Raw genomic sequence first — 3,263 nt, forward strand, 5'->3', positions numbered from 1 at the left:
CCCGACGACGTGGAAGTCGACAAGCTACCGATGCTGCTGGTTGCCGTGCTCAGACCAGAAGACGTCGAGGTCGAGAGGCTATCGATGCTGCTGGTCGCAGTGCTCAAGCCAGACGAGGTCGAGGTCGAGAGGCTGCTGATGCTGCTCGTTGCGGTGCTCAACCCCGACGACGTGGAAGTCGACAAGCTGCTAATGCTGCTGGTGGCAGTGCTCAGGCCAGAAGACGTCGAAGTCGACAGGCTGTCAATGCTGCTGGTGGCCGTGCTCAGGCCGCTCGAAGTAGATGTCGACAGGCTACCGATGCTGCTCGTCGCCGTGCTCAAGCCAGACGATGTCGAGGTTGACAGGCTGCTGATGCTGCTGGTCGCCGTGCTCAGACCCGACGACGTGGAAGTCGACAAGCTGCTGATGCTGCTGGTCGCTGTACTTAGGCCGGACGACGTCGACGTCGACAAGCTGCGAATGCTGCTGGTGGCCGTGCTCAGGCCAGACGACGTCGACGTCGACAGGCTCCCGATGCTGCTGGTTGCAGTGCTGAGACCCGACGATGTCGAAGTCGACAGGCTCCCGATGCTGCTGGTCACCGTGCTTATGGTGGAGAACAACTGGCTGCCATTGACGGCGTCGGTGCTGCTGGCGCCGACCAGGCCGGCCGCAACGTTCTGAATGCGGCGCTCCGCACCCGGGGCGCCGACACTCACCACCCCGGCCGTCGACTTGCTTCCGGCAAAGCCACCGAACGTCGTGCCGCCAATAAGCGCACTATTAACTTCCCCAATGCCACCGGTGGCCGCCGTTGCATCGCCATTGGTGGCCGCGCTCGCCCCAAGAGCAACCGACCCTGCGACGCTGGCGGTGGAATCCTCGCCAATCGCCACACCCGAGGTGGCCTCACGCCTGACTACGGCCCGCCCGCCAATCGCGATCCCGTCCTTACCATCGGCCCATGCGGCGCCGCGGGAGTTCCCACCGATCGCGGTAGCGCCCTCGCCAGTCGCAGTTGCCTTCCAACCAAGGGCGGAAGTGAAATCACCGGCAGCAATGGCCCCCGAACCGATGGCAACACTGCGGCTTCCCAGTGCTTCCGACCGAGTCCCCATTGCCAAACCATTCACTGCATTGACGCCAGTGAGCGCGCTGCTACCAAATGCGGCGGAGTTCGCGCCGTTGGCATTCGAATTGGCCCCGAACGCCGTACCGCCAGCCCTGGCCGTTGCTTGATTTCCAAAAGCTGTCGAGGGCCCCCGCCCGGTCGCGTCACCGACAGCCATCGCATCACGGCCGACAGCCACGTCGTTCGTGAAAACTGCCTGGGCGTTCAAACCGAGCGCTATGGCAGTATGGCCCCCCGCTATCGCCTCAGTACCGATAGCGATCGAGTCCTGGCCGAGGGCCTTCGTTGCCGTTGTGCCCCCTCCCATCGCCAACGCTCGGATGCCTGAGGCTCCAGCCAGAGTGGATGCGCTGCCAATGCGCATGGCCCCAGAAGCGGAGCCGCCGCCCAGACCCAAGCCCCCCGAATTGACCAGGACATTACCCACAGTCGTGATGGACGCGCCGGTGGCGCCCAAACCCGTCGTACCGTTGACAAAAAGCTGACCTCCGAGAGACAGAGAATTGCTGCCGCCAAGAGTCCCAGTCGCTGAAGTCGGGCCGAAGAAAACGCTTGCCGCCGTTTGCCCCGTGAGATTGGTATTACATCCGGGAAATGAAGAGGCCGGGCCCGACTCAAGACCGCCGATGACTGTGTCCGCGTGCCGAAGGCACAAACCATCCTGCCCATTGTTCATATAGACCTGCGCATGCGATGGGTTGCTGAAGCCCAGCACGCCCAATGCAATCGCCGTCAATGCTGCGCCAACAAAGGCGCTCGAGCCTGATGTCAAAGCACTCCCGCGAAGAGCGCCTCTGCTGGAACCCTTGCCACGGCTGCGGCTGATCTCGGAGGTAGCAACCCAAGCACCGAGTGCTTCATTCCAGATAGTTTGAAAAGTCTTGTTCATTGAAAAAAGTCGATCCGAAAAAAGCGGCATGCGCCGCGCTCGCATCGATCGCAAATGGACAAGAGGAGTGCCGAGAGCGCATACGGAGTCAGCCGCTGTGCCGTGCAGTGCTGAACACCATCCGTAAACAGTTGGCCGCGCCATCGTTCGATGCGCGCATGGCTCTGTTTTGGGGGATTTCTCGCACCGGGTGCGAGGCCAAGATCTGCTTCAACCACTCGACTCGCTGATGAGAACCACGGAACCCGTGGCAGCGATCGAAGGGGGCGAATCTAAATTCGCAAACAGTTGGAGAGGTTCTTTGAATGTCTAGAAAACGACTTTCACATCCATCGCCGTTATGCCAACGTGAACAATTTCTGAAAGGGGCTTGTTGAAGTACTCCCCTGTAGTTGGGCCACCGAGTTCGGAACAAAGCCACCTGCCGAGTGAGTTGCGATTCGAATTTGCCGGGTAGAAGATGGCCCAGCGCGAAGGGCAGGCGCTTGGTGTTACAGACCTTTTTTCGAACCATGGTGGCAGGCTTGTGACATCCGACGGTTTCGTCGTTTTCAATTTAGATGTCACCGGCCTTGAGCGTCTTCATGAAGCTCTCAGCCCGCGCATTGGGGCAGCCAATGGCACTTCGTCAGGAAGGCGCGCATCGCGGTGGCTGCCGAGTCGGAGGCTGGTGCACGCCTGTGAAGGCGACACCCGCCAACGAAGCGGACCTGAAACAGTCGACTGACTTGCTGCGCAGCAAGGAAAGAGCAAGTGTGGGCCGACTCGGTGGTTGAAGTCGAGATCGGCGGAACTTAACAGCCCAGAGCGTTCGCGCTGGGCAGCGAGCCATCCATCAGGCTTTGGTGCCTGTCACCAGGAGTAGCCCACCCCGCCATTCACCAATACCTTGCTGCCTGAAGAGGTGCTGAGGCCGAATTTGACAATCACATGATCGTTGACGCGTTTACTGGCGCCAATTGCCATAGCAAAGTAACCGGAGTAGCTGGCAACGCCCAGGCCGATAGTGAACTGTTTATCCGACTCAAGCGCTGGCATCCCCGCCATTGCTGCCGCCATGGCAATGCCGCTGTAAGCGATCCTGGCAACGCTGCCGACCTGGCCTCGCACCTGGTTCAGCTGCTCGACGTTGACCGCGTCGTTCGGCAGGATGCCCGGTGCCACGTTGCTGATGCGCGTGCCGCCCGGCGCCTGGCCGCCACCCAGCGTGATCTGGCTGTAGTTGATCGACCCGTCCGGGTTGGTCTCGTACTGCGCGCT

2 protein-coding genes are annotated in these 3,263 nt (G+C 61.1%); both read right to left on the minus strand.

The window, feature by feature from the left end:
• On the minus strand, positions 1-2,147 hold a 2,147-nt coding region (locus tag J2W23_RS31430; RefSeq protein ID WP_373424013.1), incomplete at its 3' end, for an ESPR-type extended signal peptide-containing protein.
• Positions 2,148-2,855: 708 nt separating this feature from the next.
• Positions 2,856-3,263, minus strand: a 408-nt coding sequence (locus J2W23_RS31310) for a YadA-like family protein (RefSeq protein ID WP_307651494.1), incomplete at its 5' end; no start/stop codon positions are given.

Origin of the sequence: Variovorax boronicumulans (assembly GCF_030812215.1) — a bacterium.
Taxonomy (GTDB): Bacteria; Pseudomonadota; Gammaproteobacteria; order Burkholderiales; family Burkholderiaceae_C; genus Variovorax; species Variovorax boronicumulans_C.